The following is a 3,060-nucleotide window of genomic DNA, read 5'->3' as shown; positions in this document are numbered from 1 at the left end:
GCGGTCACGGGAACTGTGGATCATGTGGATGTCACTCCGACCACCAACCCAATGACAGTGGCTCAGACCAAGACACTCACGGCGACCTTGCGGGATGCATCCAATGGGGCGCTGCCTTCTGGCCCTGGCACTTGGTTCTCTAGCGATGCAACTGTGGCAAGTGTGGATAGTGTTGGGAAACTCACCGCGCTCAAGGTGGGCTCGACCACGATTACCTTCACACACACGGCGAGTGGCAAGGCGGGAACCGCGAGTGTCACGGTCAGTGCGGCTACGGTAAACAGTGTCACGCTCAACCCGACGAGCGCCTCGCTGACAGTCAATCAGGAGACGACCCTTCAGGCGATTCTGAAAGACAGCTCCGGCACAATTTTGCCCCTAGAGGCAGGCACCTGGTCATCAAGTCAGCCGACACAGGTATCGGTGGACGTAAGTGGGAAGATCAAGGGGCTGGCGATCACGAGCAGTCCCGTGCTCATCACCTTCACGCACACCGCAACGGGCAAGTCCGGCAGTGCCAGTGTGACGGTGAGTGGCGGGGTCTAAAACTGTCCCTAGAACTGAAGCCTACGGCGGCGCATACGAACGGAGAGTAGCAAACCGATGGCGGCGCAGTTTGTCCACGCCGCCGAGCCGCCGTAGCTGAAGAGGGGTAAGGGGACGCCAACAACCGGAGCAAACGCGCAGTTCATCGCGACATTGACGATAACATGGAAGCCGATATAGGTAATCACGCCTCCAACAATAAGCCGCCCGAACGTGTCTTCACTTTCAACGATACAAATGAGTCCCCGTGCGAGCAAGAGCAGATAGACCGCCAGGAGCGCCACACAGCCGACAAAGCCGGTCTCTTCGGCAAAGGCGGAGAAAGCGAAGTCCGTCCAGTTGTCCGGAACAAAGCCCCCACCCGTCTGTAAGCCTTGCCGGAAGCCCTGGCCAGTCACCAGTCCCCCACCGATCGCCACAACTCCCTGATCCCCCTGGTAGGCCATATCGCGCTGCTCACGGGTCATGTTCTCCCGTGACATGAACAGTACGACGATGCGGTTGCGTTGGTAGTCCTCTAGCCCCTTGCCGGTCTTCCAGGCAAAGCCAAATAAAGCCACCCCTGCCAGCAAGATCGCCGTTAAGTGCTTCCAGTCGGCTCCCGCTAGAAACACCATTCCCAGCCAGATCGCCCCTACAACGAGGGCTGTTCCCAGGTCGGGCTGCATCTTAATTAGAAGCATCGCGGGCATGATATGCAAGAGCGACTGGCAAAAGATAGGGAACTCTTTGATGCGTGGCCCCACCCGCACCAGAAAAGTTGCCAGGGTTAAGATAATGACAATCTTAGTCAGCTCCGAGGGCTGGAACTGAAATGAGCCGATATCAATCCAGCGGGCTGCTCCCTTCTTCTCCTTCCCGAATACTTTCACCAGCAAAAGCAGGGCAATATTGCACCAGTAGAAGATGCTAGCATGACGCTGCATCCCCACATAGTCGCGGGTGGCAACATAGGCAAGAATTCCTAGGCCCAAAAGATCGAAGATGCCTTGACGGAGGGCTTGCTTGAGACCAATGGAGTTTGCCTGGGTCAGCTCCTTCGCATGGCCTGCGGATGCCGAATAGATTGTGGCGACACTGGCACACATAAGCAGTACCACACAAAGAATCACGACCCAGTCTATATTTTTACGGTGACGGGGCTCAATCAGGCTTCGGAGGACTTCAATCATGGCAGGCTCAGGCAGGAGTTTGCCGCGACTGTGGTGAATCAGTACGAGTGAACCGTCGTCACTTTCTCACAGCCATTGGCGCTCATACAATTATACCGCCATTTGTGGCTACCGCACAGAACAAACAGGACAAAGCTAAGGCCGAAAAAACCGTAGTTTTACCGGGCACGCCTCTGCGGCGTGTTCTGCCTTCTGGCTTGCGTCTGATTGTAGTCGAGCGCCCCGAGGCTGCACTGGTTGGGGTTAGTCTGGCCGTGCGCGTGGGCAGTGGCGATGAAGAGCGCTCTCGCAGTGGGACGCTGCACTTTATTGAGCATCTTGTGTTTAAGGGCTCCGAGGGAAAGCTGCCGGGGGCTGTGGATCTTGAAACCGAGAATCTCGGAGGCGAGGTCGCTGCACGTACGCTCCGGGACGCCACGTTCTTTGAGGCGACGGTAGCCTCTGAGAGTTGGCAGGCATTGCTGAGAGCGCTGGCGGAGCTCACTTTGCGCCCTGCCTTTCGGCCTGCTGATATTGAGGCGGAGAAAAAAGTTGTGCAGGCCGAGATGGCACTGGAGCGTGTGGATCCGCTCCGTACGGGGATCGCTGCGGCGACAAAAGTTCTTTATTTTCCGGGGGAGCCCTACGCAGCCCCTCTCTTTGGCGAGTGGCCTATTGTCAGTCGGCTGACTGCCGAGGATCTGACTGCCGTGCACATTGCCTGCTATCGCCCCGCGCGGATGACTCTGTGTGTGGTGGGGCCGGTTGTTGCGGCGGAGGTTGAGGCCGTGGCGACACGGCTCTTTGCCGGACCGAAGGCAGCGCCCGTCGTGCGCCCTCTGCGACAGGTGCTTTTGGTGCCACCCACGCGCGATGGGCTAGGGCGGCGTGCTGCTGAGGAGAGCGATGCCACTAGGAGAGGAGTGACCACTCTGGTGTGTGCCTGGAGTGTTCCTCCCGCCGCCGATGTGAACTCGTCGGCAGCGCTGTCGGTGCTGGTGGAGACTCTGGCCCGGGGCGACGAAGGGCGGCTGGGAGTGGCACTGGTGCGTAAGCAAGGGGTGGCGCTTCGGGTACGTGCTGAGCTGACTCCCCAGCGCTGTGGGGGGCTCTTCACGATTGCTGTCACGGGGCTGCCCAAAGATGCACGGCGGCTGGAGACGGCGTTGTTGGATGAGCTGCGCCGCATCTTCGAAGATGGTTTTAGCGCCGAGGAGCTAGAGGCAGGACGACGGGCTGTACGAGGGCGGGTGGTGACGGAGAGTGCGAGTGTTGATGGACTTGCGCACCGGCTGACGGTTCATGATGCTCTGGATGCACCTGGGTTGGAGGAGGAGCTAGAGAGACAGCTCCCTCTGGTTCG

At 59.0% G+C, this 3,060-nt stretch carries 3 protein-coding genes; 2 read left to right on the top strand and 1 reads right to left on the bottom strand.

The features are described from left to right. Positions 1-546, top strand: a 546-nt coding sequence (locus ACH2EH_RS21800) for an Ig domain-containing protein (RefSeq protein WP_395145051.1), incomplete at its 5' end; no start/stop codon positions are given. An 8-nt stretch (positions 547-554) separates the two neighbouring features. On the opposite strand, the gene rodA is transcribed toward ACH2EH_RS21800, so the two are convergent. Then, positions 555-1,718, bottom strand: coding sequence for a rod shape-determining protein RodA (gene rodA / locus ACH2EH_RS21795; RefSeq protein ID WP_395145049.1), 1,164 nt, complete (start codon positions 1,716-1,718; stop codon positions 555-557). Positions 1,719-1,822: 104 nt separating this feature from the next. Here rodA and ACH2EH_RS21790 point away from each other — a divergent pair. Then, a partial coding sequence (locus ACH2EH_RS21790; RefSeq protein WP_395145047.1) for a M16 family metallopeptidase occupies positions 1,823-3,060 on the top strand: 1,238 nt, incomplete at its 3' end.

This window comes from Armatimonas sp. (assembly GCF_043760365.1).
Classification (GTDB): Bacteria; Armatimonadota; Armatimonadia; order Armatimonadales; family Armatimonadaceae; genus Armatimonas.
The sequence above is the reverse complement of the archived record's forward strand: the minus strand, read 5'-3'. Positions and strand labels throughout refer to the sequence as shown.

What these genes read in the sequence shown, in the direction of transcription:
- rodA (WP_395145049.1), bottom strand. Translation starts at nt 1,718, where the DNA reads ATGATTGAAGTCCTCCGAAGCCTGATTGAGCCCCGTCACCGTAAAAAT.